Origin of the sequence: Marinobacter zhanjiangensis (assembly GCF_014651935.1) — a bacterium.
GTDB lineage: Bacteria > Pseudomonadota > Gammaproteobacteria > Pseudomonadales > Oleiphilaceae > Marinobacter > Marinobacter zhanjiangensis.
Genome location: NZ_BMXV01000010.1, coordinates 1 through 24547 on the forward strand (window position 1 = coordinate 1; position 24547 = coordinate 24547).

The window sequence follows — 24547 nt, forward strand, 5'->3', positions numbered from 1 at the left end:
AATAGCGTTCTGGAACCACCTGATCCCATCCCGAACTCAGCAGTGAAACAGAGCAGCGCCGATGGTAGTGTGGCATTTGCCCATGCGAGAGTAGGTCATCGTCAGGCTCCTAATCCCAAAACCCCGACAGCGAAAGCTGCCGGGGTTTTTTTATGGGATTATGAGCCTGACGATGACCTACGATAGTGTCCGTCCCGGTGCCGCAGGCAGAGCGAGCACCGCTCGCTCAGGGTAAGGACGCCCGGAGCGTCCCCGCGAAGGGCCGGGAATCGTCGTCGTGCAACGCACGGCCAGTCTCAGGCAACTCCGCCGACAGCGAAAGCTGCCGGGGTTTTTTTATGGGATTATGAGCCCGTGCCCTCGTGAGGGTGACGATAACCTACGATAGTGTCCGTCCCGGTGCCGCAGGCAGAGCGAGCACCGCTCGCTCAGGGTAAGGACGCCCGGAGCGTCCCCGCGAAGGGCCGGGAATCGTCGCCGTGCGTAGCACGGCCTTTAGGCCCGTCCGGGCCCGCGGCAAGCCCGGAAGAAAGTCACGGGGATCACTCATTCAGCCTGGATCTACAGCGACATCATTGCGCCCGTACAAGGCCAGCCTCTTGCTGATACAGGCGCCCTGCGGGCGCCACCCCCTCACCCCGGCCCTCTCTCGCAAGGGGAAAGGGGGAGGTGCTGTGCAAACCGGCAACATGGGTAACAAACCAGACCAGGAGCATGGGTAGCAGTGGAAGGAGTCAATCCTGGGTATAGCCCTCAAACAACAGCCATCCACGGAATCGTCCAGAGCCCAAAGCCAATCATTGCAGCCCCGGCAATCTGACGGAACCACCGGTTGGTGCGAAGTGCCTGAATCCGGGTGGCCGCGAGGCCGGTGCCGAGCATGGAGGGCAAGGTGCCGAGACCGAAGAACAGCATGGTGCCGGCGGCGGCAGTGGTCGTCGGTTGCAGCGCAGCCCACCCCAGGGTGCTGTAGACCAGACCGCAGGGCAGCCAGCCCCAGAGTGCGCCCAGCAGAAGTGCCTGGCGGGGATGTCGTACCGGCAACAGTTTACCGGTCAATGGCTGAAGTCGCTTCCATACTGGCCCGCCGATACGTTCGACATGACGGATTCCGTTCCACCACTGGCCCATGGAAAGCCCCATGAGTATGAGCAGAACCCCGGCGAGAGTTCGCAGCAGGGGGCCAAGTGCACTCCAGGAACTGGTTGCACTGATGCTGAGCCAAGCAATCAGGGTGGCAATGAGAACATACGACCCGATACGGCCACCGTTGAAGGCCAGCAACATCGCCATCTGACGGAACCGGTAGCCACGTCCCACGGGTAGCGCCATGGACAGTGACGCACTGATACCACCGCACATGCCCAGGCAATGGGTGCTGCCCAGTAGTCCAATCACAAAGGCAGCAGGATAACTCAGGGCCAGTTCCTGCAAGTTCAGGCTCCGCTCTGGTCGTTATCGGAACGGTTCCCTGCGTTCCGATCCTGCTTGCCGGAGGCTGGCCGGCCCTCTTTCTGATGGGGCTGCTTGGCATCATCCGGAATCATGTCGCGGTCATCATCGTAAAGAATGCGGTGGGCGGGTCCTTCCAGGTCGTCGTACTGGCCACTTTTGACGGCCCAGTTGAAGACCAGTACGCCAATGGTGACCAGCATCAGCGTAATCGGGATCAATATAAGCAGAATATTCACGGGTTAATCACCTTGATCATCATGTGACGGTGGCGGTCTTGCCGTCACTGGTAGTCTGTTGTGGGTTGTCGGCCGGGGCAGGGTCAGCATGTCCATGGCTCAGCCTGAGGGCGTTCAGCACCACGACCAGAGAGCTCGCCGACATGCCAATGGCTGCAAGCCAGGGGGGTACCAGGCCGGCTGCGGCCAGAGGCAGAGCCAGCAGGTTGTAACCCAGGGCCCACATCATGTTCTGACGAATGATACGCCGGGTTTCCCGGCTGGCGTCAATGGCCTTTACCAGTAGCTGGAGGTTACCACTGAGCAGTATCGCGTCTGCCCGCAGTTGGGTGAGGTCGGTGGCTGAACCCATGGCAACCGATACGGAAGCTCCTGCCATGGATGGGAGATCGTTGAGCCCGTCGCCAACCATCATGATTTTGTGGTCGCCTTCGGCAAGGGACTGCAGGCGCGCAAGCTTGTCTTCGGGTGAGGCGCCCCCGATGGCCTCGTCGATACCCAGCTCACGCGCTACCCGCTCGACATGGCTGGACCGGTCGCCGCTGAGCATCACGGTACTTATGTTCCTTGCCTGCAGCGTACGAATCGCGTCGTAGGCATCGGCGCGAACCCGGTCATCAATCAGCAGGCAGGCCTGTACCTGCCCATCGATGGCGAGCCAGAGGTCGATACCCTGAGCATCTTCCGGTGGCGTCAGGGCACGCCCGACATGCTCTGACACGAACTCCCGGTGGCCGATGACGGCAGGCTTCCCGCGCCACGAACCGGTCAGCCCCTGGCCAAGATGGTTGTTGACCTGCTCGACGGGCTCTTCCGCCATGCCTTTGAAGACTCCGGCGATCGGGTGCTCGGAGTGTCGCTCAAGGCCGGCGGCAATGGCGAGTACCTGTTGTTCGGACAGGTCGCCCTCGGGTGCCACGTTCAACAGGTGGAGCCGGCCTTCCGTCAGGGTACCGGTCTTGTCGAATACCACCGTGTCAATGTCGCCAAGTGTTTCCAGGGTATGCCCCCGGGTGGGCAGGAAACCCAGTTTCCGCAGTCGCAGGGTGGCACTGGTAAGCGCTGTCGGGGTCGCCAGTGACAGGGCGCATGGGCAGGTTACTACCAGCACCGAGAGTGTGATGTCGAAGGCATTGTCAGCGCCGGCAAGCCACCAGCCGATCCAGACCAGTGGCGCGATGATCAGAACCCGGCTGACGAAGACGCCGGCAATGCGGTCGGCCATACGGGCGATGTGGGGCTTTTCCGCCTGCACCCGATCGAGTATGCGCAGAATGCCTGACAGCCGGGTGCGGCTGCCGGTCTGCCGGACCTGAACTTCGAGAGGGCTCTCGCCGTTGATACTGCCGGCAAATATCTCCTCCCCCGGACCATGGGATTCGGGAAGGTATTCCCCGGTCAGGGCTGCCTCGTTCAATGTGGACTGCCCGGCAACAATCACGCCGTCCACGGCAAGTGTTTCACCGGGTTTGACCCGTATCCGGTCCCCGGGCCGCAGCTGGTGTGCGGCGACCACTTCCGATTCCTCACCCTGGAGGCGGGTGGCCACCCGGGGCTGGTAGCTTCCCATGGCGGCCCCGGTCAGTCCGGCGCGATAACGGGCGCGGGTTTCGATGAATCTGCCCAGTGACAGGAAGAAGGTGAACATGCAGACAGACTCGAAATAGACTTCCTCGCCGCCGAAGAATGTCACCCAGGCACTGGCGACATAGGCCAGGCCGATGGCGGTAGCCACCGGAACGTCCATGGTCAGGTGTCGGGAGCGCAGGTCCCGGATGGCGTTACTGAAAAACGGCCGGGCGCTGTACGCGACCACAGGGGTAGCCACCAGCAGACTGAACCACCGGAACAGCTGGACGAACTCCGGCGACATATCACTGAGCACTTCAAAATACAGGGGGACGGCAAGCATCATGCTCTGCATGGTGCCGATGCCTGCGACCAGTAACCGGATAATGGCTGAACGGTTTTCCGCTTTCAGGGCCAGTTCGGCTTCGTCTGTATGGTAGGGGGACGCGGTGTATCCCAGCTCATGTATGGCAATCAACAGATCACTGAGGTGTGTCTGATCAGGTGACCAGACCAACCGGGCGCGCTGGGTGGTATGGTTGACGGTAAAGCTTTGTACGCCGGAGTGCCGGCCAAGATGCTGTTCCAATAGCCAGATGCAGGCGGCACAAGTAATGCCACCAATGAGCAGCTGGGCTTCCAGCCCGCCCTTGACGGGGGCAACAAATTCTTCCTGGGCCACAGGGTGGTCCAGTTCTCGCAGCCGTTCAATGTCGGCACGGGACAGCGAGCGTGGCGTTACGGCCGCAGCAGTGCGAAAGTCATAGAAGTTGTCGAGCCCCTCGCTGTGGATGGTCTCGAAGACCGCTTTGCAGCCATGACAACAAAAGGCCCGCTCCGGGTGGTCCGGGTCGGGCACGATCGCACTATCAGGGCGGACCGGCTCACTGCAATGAAAGCAGGGGACTGTTTCAGCCACTTGCGGCGTTGGTCGGGCGTACGACAATATCGGAGTCTGCAGGGAAACGGCCTTCGCCCTTGATGCGCCAGTCTTTGGTCGGACCGCTCAGGTCGAAATACCAGCGACCGTCAATGTTTCCGGCAATCTGGCCCCGGTAGACGCCAGGAGAGACAGCACTGAGCTGAATCACCCGGTCCCTGCCCCCTATGGTGGGATGGAAAAGTTGCAGGAGCAGGTATTCCGGTGCTACCCCGGCGCTGCCGCCAGTGCTGTCCAGAGTGACCTCAAGGTTGCGGTTATTCTGCACGATCCGGGCTTCGAGCCCGAGCTCGGCGGCCAGGGCCTCACGAGCGATAGACTGATTAATGCCCCGGCCCTCCTTGGAATAGTCATCGACCACCATCGAGGGATGTGTGTTGAGAGCGAGGGTAATGGCGACGGCACAATAGGTTATGGATGCGCCCGGGAATAGCAGCAGGAACCACAGCCAGGGCTGACGGTACCAGGGGCGGGAGGCTTCGTCATCATAGTTGCTTACGGTTTCTGACATGTCTGACTCGTTATCGGAAAATCGAAAAGGCCCGCCAGGCGGGCCTGGAAAATGTGCTATCGGGGTCTTGGACCAACGAAGCGGCTGTCGGTTTCATCGGTAATCTCTGCGTTGTCCAACGCTTCGATACGGAAGATGATGGCGGTATTGATGTCGCTGAGATCTTCCGGGTTCACCTCCACCACAACGGGAACGGACCTCTGTGCTGTCGGATCCACCTGGACGGGTTCTTGCCCTCTCAGCAGTCGGGCTGAATCAATGCCCCCCAACTCAATGCGGAAATCCCTGGGAACCTCCGCCATATTGTTGATCTTCAGGGTGTAGGTGTTCTCGATCCAGCCGTTGTTGTTATAACTGAACAGGGCACCACGATCCCGGATGACATCCAGCTCGACCGGTACCCGGGTGGCAATGGTAATCACAACTGCGCCGATCATGAGCATCAGCAATGCCCCGTACCCGAAGGTTCTCGGGCGTAGCAGTTTCGACGGCCGGCCTTCCAGTTCGTTTTCGGTGGTGTAGCGGATAAGACCGCGGGGGTAATCCATCTTGTCCATGACGCTGTCACAGGCATCGATACACAGGGCGCAGCCGATGCATTCATACTGCAATCCGTCCCGGATATCGATACCGGTAGGGCAAACCTGCACGCAAAGGCCACAATCGATACAGTCACCCAGACCAAGCTCCTCCGGATCAGCTGACTTCTTGCGGCTACCCCGTGGCTCCCCCCGGTTGGGATCGTAAGAAACAATCCGTGTATTGCGATCGAACATTACCGACTGGAAGCGGGCGTAGGGGCACATGTACAGGCAAACCTGCTCGCGCATCCAGCCGGCGTTCAGGTAGGTGGCAACCGTAAAGAAGCCGACCCAGAAATAGGCCCAGCCATTGGCATTCAACGTCGCCAGGTCGCCCAGGAGGTCGCGGATCGGGTAGAAGTAACCCACAAACGTGACACCGGTGGCCAGGGCAATCAGCAGCCAGGCCGCGTGCTTGGCGGATTTACGCGCCATCTTCTCGGGGGAGTTGGGCGCTCTGTCCAGCTTCATGCGCTTGTTGCGGCTGCCCTCAATGCGCTCTTCCACCCACATGAAAATGAAGGTCCAGACGGTTTGCGGGCAGGTGTAGCCACACCAGACCCGGCCAAACAGGGTGGTGATGAAGAACAGACCGAAGGCACAGATGATCAGCATGGCCGCCAGCAGGAAAAAGTCCTGCGGGAAGAATGTCATGGTGAAAAGGTGGAATTCCCTGGCGGGCAGATCGAAGTGAATCAGTGGATCGCCGTCCACCGTAATCCATACGAACAGGAAGTACATGCCCATCAGGGCGGTCAGGCTGACGTTACGGATGCGCTGGAACAGGCCCTTCACCTCGCGCACATAAATCTTCTTGCGGCTGGCGTAAAGCTCGACGGTTTCCGGCTTGTTTTTTTTGTTGTCGGAGGGGCCGTCAGTGTTCGGGTCTACTTGTCTGACCGGAATCTGACTGCTCATCGCTACCTCCTGATGATGTAAGGTGCACGGCGGGGATGGGCTGTGCGTACCTCGGGGATCCTCTCAAGCCTGGGTCCGCAAAGGGCAGGCCCAGAGTTGAAAAGACCAGGCACCGCCAGAGCGGCGCCGGTATCTTCAGTCGTTGGACAGGCTGTAAACGTAGCCCGCCAGGATATGAATCTGATCATCACTCAGCCGGTCACCTTGTGCCGGCATTACGTTCTGACGGCCGTAGAGCACGGTTTCTTCGATCCATTCGTAAGTGCTGCCATACAGCCAGGAATCATCGGTAAGGTTCGGCGCACCCAATGCCTGGTTACCGGTGCCATCCGCGCCATGACAGGCGACGCACGCCTGGGCGTAAACTTCAGCACCAGCTTCGGCTGCCTGTTCGTCCTGCGCCCGATTGCTGAAGCTGAGGACATAGTTTACCACCTGGTCAACCTGATCAGCCGTCATGTTGGGCATGGTGCCCTTGGCCGGCATGTTGCCCTGGCGACCATTATGCAGGGTTTCCAGGATGGTATCCGGGTCACCACCGTATAGCCAGGCATCATCGGTCAGGTTCGGAAAGCCAACAGAACCGCGGCCCGCAGAGCCGTGGCAGACCGAGCAGTTGTTGGCAAACAGCCGTTGTCCCATTTCCATGGCGTCGCCGTTCTGTGACAGTTCCGGAATGGGCGTGCTGCCATACTGGGCATAGATTTCGCCATAGCGGGCTTCCGCTTGCTGAACTTCCTGTTCCCACTGCTTCTCCTGAGTCCAGCCCAGCAGCCCCTGCCAGTTGCCCAGGCCAGGATACAGTGCCAGATAGACAAGCCCGAAGATGCATGTGGCGACGAACAGGTAGAACCACCACTTGGGCAGCGGGTTGTCGTACTCCTCGATGCCATCAAAGGAGTGCCCCATGGTTTTCTCGGTTTCGGTATCGGTGGTCTGGCTCTTGCGGGTGGCAAACAGCAGCCACCAGCAGCCAAAAATAGTACCGAGCACGATCACACTGATCCAGATGCTCCAGAAGGTACTCATTGTTTCTTCTCCGTTTTGTCCTGTTTCACTGCCGTCTCTTTATCCTGTTTCACCGTTCGCTCGGCGATTTCGTCGTCATCAAAGGGCAGATGAGCTGCCTCATCGTTGGACTTTTTCCGGTGGGCGCTATAGGCCCACCAGACAATGCCGAAGAAGGCGATCATTACCAGGAGCGTCTGGATGCCTCTTAAATCGTTGATATCCATCGCAATCACCGTTTGTCAGAGATGACAGTGCCCAGCTGCTGAAGATAGGCGACCAGAGCATCGATCTCGAACTCGCCACGCACTTCTTCCGCTGCACCCTCGATCTGTTCATCGGTATAAGGCACGCCCAGGGTCTGCAGAGTCTCCAGCTTTCCGGCTGTTTTGGTGTGGTCGACACGGTCTTCGAACAGCCAGGGGAACGCTGGCATGTTGGATTCCGGTACCACGCTGCGCGGATCGTACAGGTGCATGCGCTGCCAGGAGTCGGAGTAGCGACCACCAACCCGGGCCAGATCAGGACCGGTCCGCTTGGAGCCCCACAGGAACGGACGGTCATAAACGAACTCGCCCGCAACGGAGTAGTGGCCATAGCGCTCGGTCTCGGCCCGGAAGGGGCGGATCATCTGGGTGTGGCAGACATGACAGCCTTCCCGGATGTAGATATCACGACCTTCCAGTTCCAGTGGATCCAGCGGCTCGAGCCCGGCCACGGGTTCGTTGGTTTCCTCAATAAAGAACAGTGGCACGATCTCGGCCAGGAAGCCGCCGCTGATCACGAGCAGGATCAGCACGGACATCAGGCCAAGGTTCTTTTCGACAATTTCGTGTTTCATCTTGCGTTATGCTCCTGATCAGGCCGGCTGAGCTGCGACGTTGTCGGCAGCAACCGCATCTTTCTGGCGGATGGTCATCCATACGTTCCATGCCATGACAATCATGCCGGCAAGGAAGATGACACCACCGATGAGGCGTACCAGGTAACCGGGCCAGGAGGCCTCCAGTGCCTGCACGAAGCTGTAGGTCAGGGTGCCGTCTTCGTTGACCGCGCGCCACATCAGGCCCTGCATGATGCCGTTGACCCACATGGCCACGATGTAAAGCACGGTACCGACGGTTGCCAGCCAGAAATGCACGTTGATCATGCTGACGCTGTACATCGCCTTGATGCCCCAGAGTTTCGGAATCAGGTGATAGATGGCACCGATGCTGATCATGGCTACCCAGCCCAGGGCACCGGAGTGCACATGGCCGATGGTCCAGTCCGTGTTGTGGGACAGGGCGTTGACGGTCTTGATGGACATCATCGGACCTTCAAAGGTGGACATGCCGTAAAACGACAGGGAAACCACCAGGAAGCGCAGAATCGGGTCGGTACGCAGCTTGTGCCATGCGCCGGACAGGGTCATCATGCCGTTGATCATGCCACCCCAGGAGGGTGCCAGCAGGATCAGTGACATCACCATACCGGCAGTCTGGGCCCAGTCTGGCAGAGCGGAGTAGTGCAGGTGGTGGCCGCCGGCCCATACGTAGGTGGCGATCAGTGCCCAGAAGTGAACAATGGACAGCCGGTAGGAGTAAACCGGGCGATCGGCCTGCTTGGGAACGAAGTAGTACATCATGCCCAGGAAGCCGGCGGTCAGGAAGAAGCCTACTGCGTTATGCCCGTACCACCACTGCATCATGGCGTCGGTGACGCCCGCATACGCAGAGTAGGACTTGAATGCGCTTGCCGGCAACGCCAGGCTGTTGCCAATATGCAGAACCGCGATCGTCAGGATGAACGCACCATAGAACCAGTTCGCCACATAGATATGCGGTGCGCTGCGCTTGGTGATCGTAGCGAAGAAGACGATGGCGTAGGTGACCCAGACTACCGCGATGGCGATATCGATAGGCCACTCCAGCTCTGCATACTCCTTGGAAGAGGTAAGGCCCAGCGGCAGAGTGATGGCGGCAGACACGATAATGGCCTGCCACCCCCAGAAGGTAAAGGCTGCCATGCCATCCGAGAACAGGCGCGCCTGACAGGTGCGCTGAACAACGTAATAAGACGTTGCAAACAGGGCACTACCACCAAAGCCGAAGATGACGGCATTGGTATGCAACGGCCGCAAACGGCCGAAGTGGGTCCAGGGCAGATCGAGGTTCAATGCCGGCCACACCAGTTGCGCTGCAATCAGCACACCCAGCGCCATGCCCACAATGCCCCATACCACCGTCATGATGGCGAATTGCCTCACCACCTTGTAGTTGTATGTCAGGTTTGCATTCACTGTGCTCATAGCCTTACCAATGGATTCAAGGGTGGGGAAAGAAATCGGCGCAAGTATGGAGAAACGCTAATCCGTTTGCAATGACTCAGATCAACTCCGCCTGACTCCGTAATTTCGTTTAAATCAGTGTGATGGCGAATCTGTTCAATGTGGGAGTGATGTACAATTCGCGGGATTTTCGATATTCATCAATAGTTCCCGCAAGCTGCCGGATGTTCAATGGATGCTGGTTCGCGGGGGCTGCGGATAGAACCCCTGAAACAGGAGCCTAGCTTCTCTTATGGAGCTTGCAAAATGACAGAGTTGCTTTTTGATAAGGCGGTCAATAACCCGGAGCGGGCACCGGTCATGCTGTTGTCCCACGGAGCCGGTGTCGGCTACGACAGCCCCTTTATGGAGCGGCTTGCCCGCGCGCTTGCGATTCACGGTGTCAGTGTGGTGCGTTTCGAGTTCCCCTATATGCAACGGTCCCGTAACGATGGCCGCAGGCGACCGCCTGATCGCCAGCCGGTATTGCTCGAGCATTTCATCGAGTTGGTCCGCTGGTGCCGATCCGAAGTTGGCAGTGACCGGCTTCTGGTATTGGCAGGCAAGTCCATGGGTGGGCGCATGGCATCATTGCTGGCCGCCCGCCCGGAGATGACGGAGGTCCACGCGGTGACCTGTTTCGGGTATCCTTTTCACCCGCCGGGCAAGCCCGATCAGTGGCGAACCGGGCATTTCGGGGACATACGGGTACCCATGGCGATTTTCCAGGGTACGCGGGATCCGTTCGGCAAGCCGGAAGAGCTTGATGACCAGCCGTCGCTGCCGTCCCGGATTGAGCTTCACTGGCTGGAAGGCGGTAATCATGACCTCCGCCCACTGAAAAGGCAGGGCCTGGACCCGGATGCCCTGATTGACGAGTCCGCCCGGCTGGCGGCCAGCTTCCTGCACTCCTTGCGCCCGGAGTCCGTGCTTCTCTGACTTTACAGGATCCTTTTATGAATTCTTCCCTTAATCGACTGCTGTTGTTCTGTCGCCCCGGGTTCGAGGCGGAAGCCGGACGGGAGCTCACCGATGCTGCGGCCGCCCTGGGGGCCTGGGGTTATTTCGAACCCGCGGAAGGTACCGGCTGGCTGCCGTTTACCCTTGCCGGTGGCATGGATGCGCCGACGCTGCTTGGCGAACTGCCGCTGGACTCGATGGTGTTCGTGCGGGACTGGCTGATTGTTGTTGCGGAGGTAACCCTGCCGGCGTCAGACCGCGTCGGGGCAGTCATTGATGCGCTGCGCGATGGCAGCTCTGGTGCCCTTTCCGGCTGTGACCGTGTGGAGGTGCGGGTTCCGGAAAATAACAGTGATGCCGACCTGAGCCGGTTCGCCCGCAAATGGGTCGCACCCCTGTCCAGGGCGCTTCGGGGTGCCGGCCTGATAGGCGACGGTAACCGGGGCAACAATGCGGACCGGCTGGAGCTGCTGCTGGTGGACTTTGCCCGGGTGGTGGCAGGCGTCAGCCCGGTCAGCAATCGTGCTCGCTGGGCCATGGGCATTCCTCGCCTCAGGTTACCGGCCTCCGCACCCAGCCGTTCGGCCCTGAAGCTGGAGGAAGCCTGGCGAGTACTGTTGCCGGAAGGCAGGGCGCTCGACTATCTCGGGGGTGGCAAAACGGCCGTTGATCTTGGCGCGGCGCCGGGGGGCTGGACCTCGCAACTGGTGCATCAGGGCATGACCGTAACGGCGGTAGACAACGGGCCCATGGACGAGCAACTGATGGCGTCCGGTATGGTGACCCATGTGCAGGCTGATGGTTACCAGTGGCGGCCCAGGCGGGCGGTTGACTGGATGGTCTGCGATATCGTGGACAAACCCCGGCGCACGGCCGCCATGGTTGCTGACTGGTTCAATGCACAGCTGTGCCGATACAGTGTGTTCAACCTCAAGCTGCCCATGAAGCAGCGTTACGAAGAGTGGCAAATCTGCCGGGAATTACTGGCAGACCGGCTGGCCGACGCCCCCTTCGCGGTCGAGTTGCGGGCCAGGCAGCTGTACCATGACCGGGAGGAGATAACCTGTTTTCTGGAGCGGACGGACTGATGATCCGGCCGTTCAGCATTGCTCCAGGATGGTAATCCTCTCGTCCTGATCCATCATCGGTTTGACTTCGCTCAACAGCCGCCTCCGCTCCTCGGAGTTGTACCAGCGGTCCCAGTCAGCCTCGGAGCGCCAGTTGGCCAGAGTGAAGCGGTGATTCCGGTCCCTGGCGTCCACCAGGGTCTCGCCGGACACAAATCCGGCGGCAGCCACCGCGCTCTGCAGGATACTGCGGGAGCGCTCCTCATAGGCGGATTCCAGGGATTCGGCGATATGGCGTTCAATGATGACACGAATCATGGGTACCTCGATGCTATACCGTTCCACGGACAATGTGGTCTAAAATGGGCCACATGAACAGTAATTTAGCACCTGGACCGGGAGTTTTCACAGAGTTATTGAGGGCACACTTTATCGTGTTGTCTCAAGTAACCTGCCTGGCCGGGGCCAATCCCGGGAGATGACAATGGCCGAATCACCGAATCAGGATGCCGAACTGGACGCCCGGGGACTGGTGTGTCCCGAACCGGTCATGATGCTGCACAACCGGATAGCGGACGTGCCGGTGGGGGGCGTGCTCCGGGTAGTGGCAACGGACCCGTCCACAACGAGGGATATCCCCCGTTTCTGTCAGTTCCTGGATCACGAGCTGATGCAACAGGAAGAGACCGGCGGCGAATACCTGTTCTGGATACGCCGGGGGGCTTAAAGCACAGCACTGGCCCGGTTCAGGTGATTCATGAACTGGTCCAGATCCATTTCCCCAAGGACTCTCAGGTCCTCGGCTTCCTGCCCTTCGCCATCGTAGAACAGAATCGCTGGAGGTCCGAACAGGCCGAGATCGTTCAGCAGTGCCTGTTGCGCCGGCGTATTGTCGGTCAGGTCAATCTGCAGCAGTGTGTAAGGTTCCATGGCGCTGATCACCGCCGGTTTGCTGAACACTTCCCGTTCCATGATCTTGCACGAAATGCACCAGTCGGCGTAGAAGTCGAGGATCACCGCGCGCCCCTGATTGCTGGCTTCGGTCAGCCGCTCCCGGATAGCGTCCGGATCTTCCATTCGCTCGAACGGGGCATGCTCGGTCACACTGACGCTACCATCGCTACTGGCCGACGCCATAAAAGGTGCCAGGGGTCTCAGGGGGTCTGATGCGCCGGAGAGTGCCCCGGCAAGCAGCGCCAGGCCCCAGGCAAACAGCACCAGTCCGGCGCCTTTCCAGGTTCGCTGCCAACCCGCCCGGGCCTGGTCAAAGGCGCCCAGCTGCACGCCGGTGATGGCCGCCAATATGCCCCAGAGGGTCAGTGCGACCCAGCCCGGAACCAGCCGCTCCAGCAGCCAGATGGCGACCGCCAGAAGCATGACCCCGTAGAAGGCCTTGACCACATTCATCCAGGAGCCGGTTTTGGGCAGCAGGTGACGGCCACCCACCGCGACCAGGATAAGCGGAACACCCATGCCCAGCCCGAGGGAAAACAGCGCGACCCCGCCGACTACCGCATCCTGGGTGGTGCTGATGTAGAGCAGGCTGCCAGCCAGCGGCGCCGACACGCAGGGGGATACGACCAGGGCGGATAATGCGCCGATGCCGAAAACACTCGCCAGACGACCCCCGCTCAGGTTCTCGCTGGCCTGATTGAGGCGATTCTGGATGGCATGGGGTAGCCGCAGGTCAAACACGTTGAACATGGCCAGGGCAAAGATTACGAACAGTGCCGCAAAGGTGCCCAGCACCCAGGGAGACTGCAGTTGCGCCTGCAGGTTGAAGCTGGCGCCGAGCAGCCCGGTAATGACCCCGGCAGCGGCATAGGTCAGCGCCATCCCGAATACATAGCTGAAAGCCAGTGCCAGCGCCTGTGCGGTGCTGCGGGTATTGTGGCTGGATACCAGCGTGGAAATGATCGGTACCATTGGCAGTACACAGGGCGTGAAGGTCAGGCCCAGGCCCAGGGCCAGAAATACCAGCGCGATGATGGCCAGGGACTGCTCGGAAAGAAAGCCTGCCAGGCCGGTGGCGCTCTCCAGGTTGCTTGCCGTGCCGGGGGCGGGCGTCTGGCCGGTTGCGCCGCCACCGGAGCCAGTTGTACCGCTAGCGGAGGAAGAAGGTGCTGCTGGCTGCTCTCCCTTGCTGGCGTAGTACAGTACATCCCGTGTCTGTGGCGGGTAGCACAGGCCCGCCTTGGCACAGCCCTGATAAGTGACCTTCAGGGTAGCTTCCCGGGTGCCTTCCGGCAGGGTCAGGTCTACGCGGGCCTCGACCGGCTCGTAGAAGACGTTGACGGTTCCGAAGTAGGGGTCTTCGGTTTCCACGCCGGGTTCGGAAAAGGCCGGTTCCGACACCTGGACGTCATCCGAAACCGGCTCAATGGAGATGCGCTCCCGGTAAAGGTAATGGTCGGGGGCGGTATCCCAGCGTAAGAGTACGCCGGTTTCTGTGGTGGTGGAGCTGAAGGGCAGCGCCTCGTCCACCGGCAGGAAATCCTGGCCCCCAAGGCTGTTGTTGTCGCCAAGGGCTGCCTGTACGGCCCCGGTGGGCATCAGGGTGAACAGGGTCAGCAGAAGTAGCCGTAACAGCGAAGCAGGAACAACGGTTTTCAGTGGCATGGGGCTCAGTATCTGTCGGTTACCGGGTAAGCGGGTGATCGAGTGGAAGGAGAGACTCAGCTCCGCCCGGAAAGTTCCCGGGGCTCTTGGGGATATGTCCATTCATCGGGAAGATCCTGCTGGAATTTTTGCCAGTAAAGCCGCACAATAACGAACCCATGAATCACCGTCCAGAAGACCTTGTCACACTGTTCAATACATTGTTCCTGAAATCCCGGGGAACGGAACTGGTTCGCGGCGACGATGAGCCGGAGTACCTCCCCGCAGGCGTTGCCGGTGATTATGCCCGGGTGATTTTCGCCCACGGCTATTTCGCCAGCGCCCTTCATGAGATCAGTCACTGGTGCATCGCCGGTGAGCAGCGACGCCGGTTGACGGACTATGGTTACTGGTACTGCCCGGACGGGCGCAGCCGCGAACAGCAGCAGGCCTTCGAGCGGGTTGAGGTAAAGCCCCAGGCTCTGGAATGGCTGTTTTCGGTGGCCTGTGGCAGTCGCTTCCACATCAGCGTTGATAACCTGGACGGCGGAGGCGCGATCGATGAGGCCGGCTTCCGGCAGCGGGTCATTCAACAGGCCTGTCGCTACCTGGACGAGGGGTTGCCGGCCCGTGCCGGGCAGTTTCTGGATGCCCTGACAGCATTTTATGGTACCGGCCCCGATCATTTTCGCCGGTGGCGCGAACGACATGCCTGCCTGGCCACCGGGCCAGCCGGGGCAGCACACTCTTTAACAACAGTAAGCGAAGCCTATGACGCAATCTCCTGAATCCGATAGTACACACGACAATGCAGCTGAAGCGCCACAGAGCGGTGACGTGAAGCAAAGCGGCACCCGTTTCGCCGAGCTTGGTCTCCACAAGCCGGTGTTGGACGCCATTGCCGACATCGGGTTTGAGTACTGCACGCCGATCCAGGCGGAGACCCTGCCTTATACTCTGGCCTGCCACGACCTGATCGGTCAGGCCCAGACCGGTACCGGCAAGACCGCCGCCTTCCTGATCACGGCCATACAGGCAATGCTGGAAACGCCGGTGGATGACAAGGACCGGTTTGCGTCCGAACCCCGTGTGTTGGTGCTGGCGCCCACCCGGGAACTGGCCATGCAGATTGCCAAGGATGCCGAGGAGTTATGTGCCCGCACCGGCCACCGAGTGGTGTCCGTGGTGGGTGGCATGAACTATGACAAGCAGCGGGAAGTGCTGCAGAACGAGATTGTCGACATTCTGGTGGCCACTCCGGGACGGCTGATCGATTTCCTGGGTTCCCAGGATGTGTTCCTGGACCAGATCGACCTGCTGATTCTGGACGAAGCGGACCGGATGCTGGACATGGGCTTCATTCCCGACGTCAAGCGCATCATCCGCCGCTGTCCGCCCAAGGATGACCGGCAGACCCTGTTGTTCAGTGCCACCTTCAATCAGGACGTGCTGAACCTGGCGTCGATGTGGACCCACGGTGCGGAATTCATCGAGATCGAGCCGCAACAGAAAACCGCCGAGCGGGTAAAACAGACGGTGTATCTGGTATCCGAAGACCAGAAACTGCCGGTTCTGGTGAACTCGCTGAAGCAGCCGGGGGTCGAGAAGGCCCTTGTCTTCGCCAACCGTCGTGACCAGTGCCGTGATCTGGAAGAGGACCTGAAAAATCAGGATGTGAAGGTTTCATTGATGTCCGGCGAGATCCCCCAGAGCAAGCGCCTGAAAACCCTGGATCAGTTCAAGAACGGCGAGATCCAGGTGCTGGTTGCCACCGATGTGGCCGGCCGTGGTATCCACGTGGACGGCGTTACCCATGTGTTCAACTACAACCTGCCGGAGAATGCCGAGGATTACGTGCATCGAATCGGCCGCACTGGTCGGGCGGGGGAGCATGGGATTTCCATCAGCTTCGCCAGCGAAGACGATGCCTTTACACTGCCGTCAATCGAAACCTACATCAGCCAGAAGCTGACCACGTCGGTGCCGGAGGAGGAGTTGCTTCAGCCGCTTGAGAAACCGCCGATCCAGCGTCGTCGTGGTGGGCGCCGTGCCGGTGGAGGCAATCGCGGTCGGCAGGGCGGTCGTCCCCGGTCCTCCGGCTCCCGCTAACAGCTGCCCGGCGGCCACCATGCATATCGTCGCCGATGAAAACATTCCGTTGCTGGATGCTTTCTGCGGGGGGCTCGGGCGTCTGACCCGGGTTGATGGCCGAACGCTGGGCCCGGGTCAGCTGGCGGATGCCGACGTGCTGCTGGTAAGGTCCGTGACCCGGGTCAATGCCGATCTGCTGGCCGGCACGAAGGTGAGGTTTGTCGGCACCGCCACCATCGGTACTGACCATGTGGACACCCATTGGCTGGCCCGTCAGGGCATCGCCTTTTTCTCCGCGCCCGGCTGCAATGCCAGCAGCGTCGTGCAATACGTGCTGTCGGTACTTTCCCTGTTCATGGTTCGCCAGCAGCGTTCGGGTTTTGACGGCCTGACCGTTGGCGTCATTGGTGCGGGGAATGTGGGTGGCGCACTGGTTCAGCGCCTGCTGGATCTTGGTGCCAGCGTCAGGGTCAGTGATCCGCCGCGACAGGAGCAGGGCGCCGACCTGCCGTTTGCCTCCCTGGATGACGTCCTGCAGTGCGATGTGGTGTCACTGAATACCCCCCTGATTCCAGAAGGTCCCCATGCCACCGCACACCTGCTGGACGCCGCGCGGCTGTCCCGGCTCGGGGCGGGACAGTTGCTGGTCAACAGTGGTCGTGGCCCCGTCATCGACAACCGGGCGCTGCTGGCGCGTCTGCAGGCCCCGGATGCTCCCCTGGTGGCGCTGGATGTGTGGGAAAATGAGCCGGAGCCATCGGCGGAACTGGTGGATGAGTGCTGGCTCGCCACGCCTCACATTGCCGGCTACAGCCTGGAGGGCAAGAGTCGCGGCACGGAAATGATAGCCCATGCTCTGCATCAGTGGGCCGGCGCGGAATTTCACGCCCGCCTGGCCTCGGTCCTGCCGCCGCCTCCGCTTTCAGAACTCCACGTCACCGATCATGCGACGCCCATGGACGCCCTGCACCGGGCACTGATGGCCTGCTATGACCCCCGGGACGACGATAGTCGCCTGCGGGGTGCGTTTGCCCGGGGGGATGCTGCTGGCGTGCCGAGGGGGCCTGTCTTTGATGAACTGCGGAAACGTTATCCGGTCCGGCGTGAGCCCTCCAGTCTGACGATAGCCATGCCGCCCGACACTGCAGTACAGCGGACCCTGTCGCACTGTGGCTTCCGGGTCGTTGAAGCGTCCGGGGTATAAGCCCCGGACGCTTCAATGGTTCTCTCTCCTTTACCCGACCTGGGCCTGTTTCAGGGCCGCAATACGATCCTCAAGGGGCGGGTGGGTCATGAACAGGGCGCTCAGGCCACCCCTGGCGCCCCGGTTGATGCCGAAGGCCTGCAGGCTGTCGGGCATCTGGTCGGGCATCTCGCTTTCCTGCTTTAAGCGGGCCAGAGCGCTGATCATGGCAGCCGTTCCGGCCAGTTGGGCACCGGCGATATCCGCCCGGAATTCCCGCCGTCTGGAAAACCAGAAGACGATGGTGCTGGCCAGGATGCCGAGTACGATTTCCGCCACAATGGTCACCACGAAGAAGCCCAGGCCGTGTCCACTCTCATTCCGGAAGACCACCCGGTCCACCAGCGAGCCGATGACCCGCGCGGCGAAAATCACGAACGTGTTCACCACCCCCTGGATCAGGGCCAGGGTGATCATGTCCCCGTTCGCCACGTGGCCGATTTCGTGGCCCAGTACCGCGCGGATTTCCTCCTTGTTGAAGCGTTGCAGCAGGCCCTCACTGACCGCCACCAGCGCGTCGTTCTTTTTCCAGCCGGTGGCAAAGGCGTTCGACTGGGTGGCAGGGAAAATCGCCACCTCAGGCATGCCGATGCCGGCGTTTTTGGCGAGTTCCGCCACCGTATCCACCAGCCAGCGTTCCGCCGGGGTGCGGGGTGACTCGATGACCCGGGCGCCGGTGGCTCGCTTGGCCATGAACTTGGACATCAGCAGCGAAACGAACGAGCCGGCAAAGCCGAACACGGCCGCAAAAATCAGCAGGGAACTGTAGTTGATTCCGTTCTGTTGCAGATAGCCATCAACCCCGAGCAGGCTCAGGGTGACGCTGGCCACCAGGATCACCGCCAGGTTGGTGGCAAGGAACAGCAGTATTCTCATTCTCTCTCACTCCGGAAGAACAGTGTCTGATTTCGGATATCGGGCCTTGCACGGCCATTTCAATGGCCGGTGGCCTATACCGCGTTCAGCGGATGAGAAAGACAATGGGTCGCGTTGTCAGTTCCCCGCAGGCGCGAAGAAAGCTGCCTGCATGGCGCGATTGAGGGTGGGAGAATGCCCCCCCTTTATGGACTGTCGCAGCACATGCACCCAGGTAGAGCGATCCTGCCGCACCGAGCGTGGCAGGGAATCGTCATCGGGAGCCGGCACGCCGGGTTCGGGAAGGTCGAGGGCGGCTACCAGATCGTAGGGGGCCGGTGTGCTCAGGCGGATAAACGCGTTGCGGGTCAGCACGGCCTGGTCCAGAGCCTCCTGACGAATGGTGTCGATATAGCGCAGCAGGCCTTCCTCCTCCAGCCATAGCAGGGCGCCGAAGCACGCCATATGCCGGGGGCTGTGCAGGCCGAACTCATCCGGCTCGTCTGGCCCGGCAATGTCCTCCACGAACAGGTTGATGCGCCTGGGAAACACGCTGTAAAGCTGAACCAGGGCAATGGCGGAATCCCGGTAGAACTCCTCGATATGGATATCGGCCATAGGTTGTCCTGCAGGTTGATTCGCGGGACTAGTGTCCCGTCTGGGTAATTCGTTGACCTACTGAGCCACTGAGGACTTTGAGAGCAAGGCGCGTTGGCGAAGGTTTGGTGGTTCCAAATCGAGTCAACGCAACGCGGCTATCAAAGTCCTCAGTGGCTCCCGAAGGGCGTGACGCTGAGGCTTCTGGCCGGTGTTGCCAGCCCTTGATGTGGAACCACCACACCTTCGGACTGGCGCCTTGGCCAGAAGACTCAGCGTCACGCAGTAGGTTAACGAATTACCCAGACGGGACACTAGCGCCAGGTAGTCAGGAAGCGCTCAAGACGACCGATGGCGTCTTCCAGGGCGTCCACCCGGGGCAGGAATACCACCCGGAAGTGCTGGCGGTCGTCTATATTGAAGCCCGACCCCTGCACCAGCAGAATGCGCTCCTGCTGTAGCAGGTCCATCACGAACTGCTCGTCGTTGTCGATGGGGTAGAGCTCGGGGTCCAGTTTCGGAAACAGGTACAGCGCCCCCTTGGGCTTTACACAGCTGATGCCGGGAATGTCATTGAGCAGTCGCCAGGCGGTCTCCCGCTGTTCGTAAAGCCGTCCGCCGGGAGCCACCAGGTCGTCGATGGACTGGTAACCGCCAAGGGCGGTCTGGATGGCAAGCTGCGCCGGCACATTGGCGCACAGGCGCATGGAGGCCAGCATGTCGATGCCCTCGATCAGGTCACTGGCCTTGTGCTTGGCGCCACTGATGATCAGCCAGCCGGAGCGATAGCCGGCAGCCCGGTAGTTCTTGGACAGTCCGTTGAAGGTGAAGAACAGTACGTCGTCGGCGAGGGATGCGGTGGAAACGTGCTCAACGCCGTCGTACAGGATCTTGTCGTAGATCTCATCGGACAGAATGATGAGGTTGTGCTGCCGGGCCAGTTCGATCACATCTTCCAGCAACTCCTTCGGGTAAACAGCCCCGGTGGGGTTATTTGGATTGATCAGCACAATAGCCTTGGTGCGACTGGTGATCTTGCGGCGGATATCGTCCAGGTCCGGAAACCAGTCCTGCTGTTCATCACAGTGGTAGTGCACGGCCTTGCCGCTGGACAGGGTGACGGCCGCCGTCCACAGGGGATAGTCCGGCGCGGGTATCAGCACTTCGTCACCGGTATTGAGCAGCGCCTGCATGGACATGACAATCAGCTCACTGACGCCATTGCCCAGGTAGATATCGTCGATATCAACCTTGTCGATGCCCCGCTCCTGGCAATAGTGCATCACCGCCTTGCGGGCGGAGAACAGGCCCTTGGATTCCACATAGCCCTGGGCCGTGTGGAGGTTGTAGATCACGTCCTGCTGTATTTCTTCCGGTACGTCCAGCTCAAAGGCGGCGGGGTTGCCGATATTGAGCTTGAGCACCCGATGGCCTTCTTCTTCGAGACGACGCGCTTCACGCAGAACCGGGCCACGGATTTCGTAACAGACGTTGTCCAGTTTTGCGGATTTTCTGTAGTTCTGCATAGAAGGCATCTTCCCGATGGTTGTGCGTACCCGCCGTAACAGGCGGCAGGATATAAACAGGTCCACCATTCTAGCGGAGCCGGCGACGTAAAAAACAGTCCGGACAGGGCGCAATTGTGATGAAAAATGGCAAAGCTCACCGCAAGTTGGAGAGTATTTCTCATGCTGGCTTCCGGATAACATGTTGTGCACAATATAGTTGTTAAAAATACAGGAGTTCTGACACATGACGACCGCCCCGCTCTACGACATTGAAGTAACAGACATCAAGGGTCAGACCCGAACCCTGGCGAACTATGCCGGCAAGGTTTTGCTGATCGTGAATACGGCTTCAAAATGCGGTTTTACCCCGCAGCTTGAAGGCCTGCAGTCGTTGTACAGCGAGCTGGGGGACCGGGGGCTTGCAGTGCTGGGGTTTCCCTGCAACCAGTTCATGAACCAGGATCCCGCTGACAACAGCGAGATCAGCGAATTCTGTTCACTCAACTATGGCGTCAGCTTTCCCATGTTTGCCAAGCTGCAGGTCAACGGGCCGGAAACACACCCGCTCTTCCGGCTGCTGAAAGAGGAAGCGCCGGGTATGATGGGATCGAAGAAAGTGAAGTGGAACTTTACCAAGTTTCTGGTAAACCGGGATGGCCAGGTGGTCCGGCGCTATCCGCCCACAGCAAAGCCCGAAACCATCCGCGATGATATTGTGGAGCTCCTGTAAGTGAAGGAACGCAAAGCATTGGACAGTGAAGAAGATATCAACAACCTGCTGGCTCTCGATAATCAGCTGTGTTTCGCCCTCTATGCGGTTAACCGGGCCATCACCGGTCGTTACCGGCCATTGCTGGCGGAACTGGACCTGACCTATCCCCAATACCTGGTGATGCTGGTGATGTGGGAGGCGGACCGCAAGGGCGATAGCCCCCGGGTGTCGTCCATCGGGGAGCGCCTGCGACTGGATTCGGGCACCCTGACTCCATTACTGCGGCGCCTGGAGCAGCGTGGACTGCTGACGCGCCAACGGTCCAGTGAGGATGAACGTGTGGTGACCGTGGCGTTGACCGACGAGGGCCGGGCCATGCGTGAAAAGGCATCCGATGTGCCACTGCGCCTGCTGTGTGACCTTGGGGTGGGCCCGGAGCAGGCGGTGCAGTTGCGGGAAGATCTGAGGGATCTGCTCAGCCGCGTGGAGGGTGACCGCTAGCGTCCTGCCCGCCGGTCGCCCAGCGCTGGATCATCTGGTCCAGCACCTCGCGGTGGTAGGGTTTGGTGATGTAGTCGTCCATGCCAGCGGCCAGGCAGTCCTCGCGGTCGCCGGACATGACATTGGCAGTTACCGCAATTACTGGCAGATGCTTCCATTCCGGGTTCTGGCGAATCCGTCGCGTCGCTTCGTAACCGTCCATGACCGGCATCTGGCAGTCCATCAGCACCAGGTCATAGGGTTTCAGTGCCAGCGCAGCCAGCGCCCGTTCGCCGTTTTCGGCGTGATCCACCTCATGGCCGAGCTTGTGCAGCAGGCCCGAGGCCACAATCTGATTGACCCGGTTGTCTTCCACCAACAGGATCCGGCAATGGCGTCTGCTGGCACCCGTTTCCGGGACCTGTGCCCTCTCCGGTTCAGGTTTGCCGGCGCTGTCGTCCACCGGCAGGGGCAGGGTGACCGTGAACCAGGTGCCTTCGTGCTCCCGTGAGTCCACCCGGATCTGCCCGTGCATGCGCTCAACCAGTTGCTGGCACAATGCCAGCCCAAGCCCCGTGCCACCGTAACGGCGGGTGGTATCGGTGGCAGCCTGGGAAAAGGGTGAAAAGATCCGGTTAAGCTCCTGGCGCGACATACCAATGCCCGTGTCCCTGACCTCCAGGCGGATACCTTCCGGGGTCTGGGCCAGGTGAATGGCAACCTTGCCTTCATCGGTGAACTTGATGGCGTTGGAGAGCAGGTTGTTGGTCACCTGACGCAGCCGGGTCGGGTCGCCCAGGTAACGGGGCGCAAGATCTGTCTCCAGGTGGGTGACGAACTCCAGCCCCTTGCGGCGGGCCTGTTCCCCGTGGATGGTGGCGCATTCGTTGATGAGCGAGCGCAGGTCGAAGGAGATGACTTCCAGGTCCAGCTTGCCGGCTTCCACCTTGGAGATATCGAGAATGTCGTTGAGCAGGCTCAGCAGGCTCTGGCCGGCCCGGTGTGCAATTTCCAGTTGATGGCGCTGTGAGGGCTCCAGGTCGCTTTCCAGGGCCAGCTCAAGCATGCCCAGAACGCCGTTCAGGGGTGTGCGTATTTCGTGGCTCATGCTGGCAAGAAAGCGGGCACGGGTCTGGGCGCGCCGGACGGCATCTTCCTTGGCACGGATCAGTGCCCGGTTACCCCGTTGCAGGGCTTCGTTTTTCTCGGAAATCTCCCGGGTGCGGTCCTCCACCTCCCGCTCGAGCTTGCCGGAATAGTCCTTCATCTGGCTTTCGACCTCCCGCAACTGGCTCAGGGAGGTGTCCACCGTCTGCAAGTGGCGGTTGATGATCGCCACCATGCTGCCAATCTCGTCATGCTCGTGGGAGGGTGGTACGGGTAGGCGGGCCTTTTCCGGTGCCTCCGGTACATCCTGAAGGCTGCTGATTACCCGCATCATGGGTTTGGTCAGCACGAAATAGAACACCACCAGCAGCATGGCTGACAATACCAGGCTCTTGAGTACACCGCTGATCAGTGTGAAAGTGGCGCGGGACAGGAACAGGTTGCCGTAATGGTTGGTGGAAATGGTAATGACCAGTTCACCCAGTTCCACCTCCGGCAGGTCCGGAACTTCCAGCTCCTTCGAGTAACGGCGGGTTTCCCCGAACAGCAGATCACTGATCCACCGGTAGTTGCCATCAAGGCTGCCGCGGCTGGCGGCGGACAGGGTACGGTTACCGGGGTCCAGCAGGCGGGCATCGATCACCGCCGGGTGCTGGAGCATGCCGTCGAGCAGCTCGCCGGCCAGACGGGTATCGATGTTGTAGGCAATCTGGGACGCGGGGCTGTGGCTGATCTCCATCAGCGCCTCGATATCCTGATTCATGTAGTCACGGGTGCTGTGGTATTCCACCGTGACCTGAATCAGGTTAAGAACGAGCCCCACGGCCATGGCCAGCAACACGGTGTTGCGGGTGAGGCGGTATGACAGGCGGTTCCTGAAAAGGTTTGTCACTCTGTTCCCTGTGTGGCCCGGGTACCCGGGGTTGCGTCTCAGTCGTCGTAGTCGGCTTTCTTCTTCCATGAATCGTCATGGAGGAAAGTGTCCCACTGCTTGTCCAGCTTGGTCTGCTGCTCGGCAGAGTGGCTCCGGTCGCCGCTGCTCAGTTCCTGTTCCAGTTCATGGATCCGTGCCTTGAACGCCGCGACAGCCTTGGCTGCCATGTCATTGCCCCGGGACTTGGCCATTTCCGAGGCTGCCAGGTGATAGGCGTGGATAGCCTTGCGCAACTCGTTCTGTTTGACATGATCCCGGGCCTGGAAAACGAACAGGTCCGCATGGGTCTTGTGAATGGTAAACAGCACATGGCGCAGGTTGGCCTTGGCGGTGGAGGCGTTGATCTTGCCGGACTTGTGCAGGAATTCAATCAGCTTGAAAAGGCTCTGCAACAATTCCTTGACGTAATTCGATTTTTCCGGGGAGTCGATGATCACCTTGGGATGCTCATCGGTACCGTCCATCACCATCTGTTTGTTTTCCCGGACTGTGGCCAGCCATTCTTTCACCGGCAGCTCGGTGCTTTCCTGGCGGAGTCCTTCGCAGGCTTCCTCCATGCGGCGCAGCAGAAGCAGTTTGATATCCCGGGTCAGGTACTGGCCCGGCAGCTCGTCATAGATGCGAAAGGCCCGGTTATAGGCATCCTCGAGAGAGGCGACCCGACGGGCACGCTCTATACGGGCGCGTTCGCGCATCTGACTGACCACGACAATGACGATCGAGATGACAACAACCGTCAGCAACAGCAGGACAATGGTGATGGTATTCATGTATCCCGGGGACGCTCCCTGATTATCTTTCTGATTTGGGAATGGCGGCCCCGGAACAGGTCTCATTCTGGCTCGTCAAAGCCTGTTCCGGGGTGCCTG

Annotated in this window: 24 protein-coding genes and 1 rRNA gene; 9 read left to right on the top strand and 16 right to left on the bottom strand. The window is 60.3% G+C overall.

The window, feature by feature from the left end; translation table 11 throughout:
* Positions 1-107: ribosomal RNA gene (gene rrf, locus IE079_RS17415) — 5S ribosomal RNA — on the top strand; the annotation flags it as partial.
* A 646-nt stretch (positions 108-753) separates the two neighbouring features.
* Here rrf and IE079_RS17420 read toward each other — a convergent pair.
* The 9 genes from IE079_RS17420 to ccoN form a co-directional block, all read right to left on the bottom strand.
* Positions 754-1434, bottom strand: a complete 681-nt coding sequence (locus IE079_RS17420; protein ID WP_189578138.1) for a sulfite exporter TauE/SafE family protein — start codon at positions 1432-1434, stop codon at positions 754-756.
* Between the two features lie 2 nt (positions 1435-1436).
* Positions 1437-1691 carry a cbb3-type cytochrome oxidase assembly protein CcoS gene (gene ccoS, locus IE079_RS17425; RefSeq protein ID WP_189578139.1) on the bottom strand — a complete coding sequence of 85 codons (255 nt, stop codon included), beginning with the start codon at positions 1689-1691 and terminating at the stop codon, positions 1437-1439.
* A gap of 19 nt (positions 1692-1710) precedes the next feature.
* A complete protein-coding gene (locus IE079_RS17430; protein ID WP_189578140.1) occupies positions 1711-4179 on the bottom strand; it encodes a heavy metal translocating P-type ATPase in 2469 nt (822 codons plus the stop codon).
* Positions 4172-4711: a FixH family protein gene (locus IE079_RS17435; RefSeq protein WP_189578141.1), complete on the bottom strand. Its 540-nt coding sequence runs from the start codon at positions 4709-4711 to the stop codon at positions 4172-4174. The genes IE079_RS17430 and IE079_RS17435 overlap by 8 nt, the downstream gene beginning before the upstream one ends.
* 56 nt (positions 4712-4767) lie before the next feature.
* A complete protein-coding gene (gene ccoG, locus IE079_RS17440; RefSeq protein WP_189578142.1) occupies positions 4768-6210 on the bottom strand; it encodes a cytochrome c oxidase accessory protein CcoG in 1443 nt (480 codons plus the stop codon).
* A 135-nt stretch (positions 6211-6345) separates the two neighbouring features.
* A complete protein-coding gene (ccoP, locus tag IE079_RS17445; protein ID WP_189578143.1) occupies positions 6346-7239 on the bottom strand; it encodes a cytochrome-c oxidase, cbb3-type subunit III in 894 nt (297 codons plus the stop codon).
* Positions 7236-7445, bottom strand: a complete 210-nt coding sequence (locus tag IE079_RS17450; RefSeq protein WP_189578144.1) for a cbb3-type cytochrome oxidase subunit 3 — start codon at positions 7443-7445, stop codon at positions 7236-7238. Before IE079_RS17450 ends, ccoP begins: the two co-directional genes overlap by 4 nt.
* A gap of 5 nt (positions 7446-7450) precedes the next feature.
* Positions 7451-8059 carry a cytochrome-c oxidase, cbb3-type subunit II gene (gene ccoO, locus IE079_RS17455; RefSeq protein WP_189578145.1) on the bottom strand — a complete coding sequence of 203 codons (609 nt, stop codon included), beginning with the start codon at positions 8057-8059 and terminating at the stop codon, positions 7451-7453.
* Between the two features lie 18 nt (positions 8060-8077).
* The gene (gene ccoN / locus IE079_RS17460; protein WP_189578146.1) at positions 8078-9508 is read right to left on the bottom strand and encodes a cytochrome-c oxidase, cbb3-type subunit I; all 1431 of its coding nucleotides are present in this window, start codon (positions 9506-9508) and stop codon (positions 8078-8080) included.
* Positions 9509-9793: 285 nt separating this feature from the next.
* On the opposite strand from ccoN, the gene IE079_RS17465 reads away from it, so the two are divergent.
* On the top strand, positions 9794-10465 hold the full coding sequence (locus IE079_RS17465) for an alpha/beta family hydrolase (protein ID WP_189578147.1): 672 nt from the start codon (positions 9794-9796) through the stop codon (positions 10463-10465).
* 17 nt (positions 10466-10482) lie between these two features.
* Complete coding sequence (gene rlmM, locus IE079_RS17470; RefSeq protein WP_189578148.1) at positions 10483-11574, top strand: 23S rRNA (cytidine(2498)-2'-O)-methyltransferase RlmM; 1092 nt, start codon at positions 10483-10485, stop codon at positions 11572-11574.
* Between the two features lie 12 nt (positions 11575-11586).
* Here rlmM and IE079_RS17475 read toward each other — a convergent pair whose 3' ends face one another.
* Positions 11587-11871 (bottom strand): antibiotic biosynthesis monooxygenase family protein, encoded by a 285-nt coding sequence (locus tag IE079_RS17475; RefSeq protein ID WP_189578149.1) that lies wholly within the window; start codon positions 11869-11871, stop codon positions 11587-11589.
* 160 nt (positions 11872-12031) lie between these two features.
* Here IE079_RS17475 and tusA point away from each other — a divergent pair, with 160 nt between their 5' ends.
* Positions 12032-12280: a sulfurtransferase TusA gene (gene tusA, locus IE079_RS17480; RefSeq protein WP_189578150.1), complete on the top strand. Its 249-nt coding sequence runs from the start codon at positions 12032-12034 to the stop codon at positions 12278-12280.
* On the opposite strand, the gene dsbD is transcribed toward tusA, so the two are convergent.
* Entirely contained in the window at positions 12277-14172 is a 1896-nt protein-coding gene (gene dsbD / locus IE079_RS17485) for a protein-disulfide reductase DsbD (RefSeq protein ID WP_189578346.1), read from the bottom strand. The two genes, tusA and dsbD, sit on opposite strands and share 4 nt — an antisense overlap.
* Before the next feature lie 158 nt (positions 14173-14330).
* Between dsbD and IE079_RS17490 the strand changes: the two genes are divergently transcribed.
* The 3 genes from IE079_RS17490 to IE079_RS17500 are packed head-to-tail and all read left to right on the top strand — an operon-like array spanning position 14331 to position 17446.
* The gene (locus IE079_RS17490; RefSeq protein ID WP_189578151.1) at positions 14331-14939 is read left to right on the top strand and encodes an elongation factor P hydroxylase; all 609 of its coding nucleotides are present in this window, start codon (positions 14331-14333) and stop codon (positions 14937-14939) included.
* Positions 14923-16260, top strand: coding sequence for a DEAD/DEAH box helicase (locus IE079_RS17495; protein ID WP_189578152.1), 1338 nt, complete (start codon positions 14923-14925; stop codon positions 16258-16260). Before IE079_RS17490 ends, IE079_RS17495 begins: the two co-directional genes overlap by 17 nt.
* A gap of 19 nt (positions 16261-16279) precedes the next feature.
* The gene (locus IE079_RS17500; protein ID WP_189578153.1) at positions 16280-17446 is read left to right on the top strand and encodes a 4-phosphoerythronate dehydrogenase; all 1167 of its coding nucleotides are present in this window, start codon (positions 16280-16282) and stop codon (positions 17444-17446) included.
* Between the two features lie 30 nt (positions 17447-17476).
* Here the strand turns inward: IE079_RS17500 and htpX are convergent, their stop codons facing one another.
* The 3 genes from htpX to IE079_RS17515 form a co-directional block, all read right to left on the bottom strand.
* Positions 17477-18361 carry a protease HtpX gene (gene htpX, locus IE079_RS17505; protein ID WP_189578154.1) on the bottom strand — a complete coding sequence of 295 codons (885 nt, stop codon included), beginning with the start codon at positions 18359-18361 and terminating at the stop codon, positions 17477-17479.
* Between the two features lie 117 nt (positions 18362-18478).
* Positions 18479-18958 (bottom strand): hypothetical protein, encoded by a 480-nt coding sequence (locus IE079_RS17510; RefSeq protein WP_189578155.1) that lies wholly within the window; start codon positions 18956-18958, stop codon positions 18479-18481.
* Between the two features lie 293 nt (positions 18959-19251).
* Entirely contained in the window at positions 19252-20463 is a 1212-nt protein-coding gene (locus IE079_RS17515) for a pyridoxal phosphate-dependent aminotransferase (protein ID WP_189578156.1), read from the bottom strand.
* 226 nt (positions 20464-20689) lie between these two features.
* Here IE079_RS17515 and IE079_RS17520 point away from each other — a divergent pair, with 226 nt between their 5' ends.
* Both IE079_RS17520 and IE079_RS17525 read left to right on the top strand, forming a co-directional pair.
* A complete protein-coding gene (locus IE079_RS17520; protein ID WP_189578157.1) occupies positions 20690-21175 on the top strand; it encodes a glutathione peroxidase in 486 nt (161 codons plus the stop codon).
* Positions 21176-21658, top strand: coding sequence for a MarR family winged helix-turn-helix transcriptional regulator (locus IE079_RS17525; RefSeq protein WP_308427789.1), 483 nt, complete (start codon positions 21176-21178; stop codon positions 21656-21658).
* Here the strand turns inward: IE079_RS17525 and IE079_RS17530 are convergent.
* Positions 21633-23636, bottom strand: coding sequence for an ATP-binding protein (locus IE079_RS17530; RefSeq protein WP_189578158.1), 2004 nt, complete (start codon positions 23634-23636; stop codon positions 21633-21635). The genes IE079_RS17525 and IE079_RS17530 overlap by 26 nt on opposite strands.
* 38 nt (positions 23637-23674) lie before the next feature.
* Complete coding sequence (locus tag IE079_RS17535; RefSeq protein ID WP_189578159.1) at positions 23675-24448, bottom strand: hypothetical protein; 774 nt, start codon at positions 24446-24448, stop codon at positions 23675-23677.
* Between the last annotated feature and the right edge of the window lie 99 nt (positions 24449-24547).